The sequence below is a fragment of the Stenotrophomonas sp. SrG genome, assembly GCF_050031795.1.
Taxonomy (GTDB): Bacteria; Pseudomonadota; Gammaproteobacteria; order Xanthomonadales; family Xanthomonadaceae; genus Stenotrophomonas; species Stenotrophomonas rhizophila_A.
In genome coordinates this window covers 1-243 of the sequence record NZ_JBNBBE010000913.1, presented here as the reverse complement: position 1 = coordinate 243, position 243 = coordinate 1, and the positions used below count along the sequence as shown (strand labels likewise).

General features: G+C 78.2%; 1 protein-coding gene. It reads left to right on the top strand.

Annotated features, from left to right (window positions below):
* Positions 1–21 precede the first annotated feature (21 nt).
* Positions 22–243: NAD-dependent epimerase/dehydratase family protein (locus ACQG3P_RS22155; protein WP_426806253.1), on the top strand; the 222-nt coding region annotated here is incomplete at its 3' end.

The window sequence follows — 243 nt, the reverse complement described above, 5'->3', positions numbered from 1 at the left end:
TACCCGGCGGCGGGCGTTGCGATGACCCCCGGGCGCGTACAGTGGCCGTCCCCCCGGAGAGCACGCATGGACATCCTGAGCACCGGCGGCACCGGATTCCTCGGCCAGCGCCTGTGCCAGCGGCTGCGGGCGGCCGGGCACCGGGTCCCGGTGCTGCCCCGCCGCCCGGGCCGGCCCGGCCAAGCCGGGGTGCAGTACGTCGGGGCACGGGGCGATGGGGGCCCGGTGCACGCGGTGGTGAAC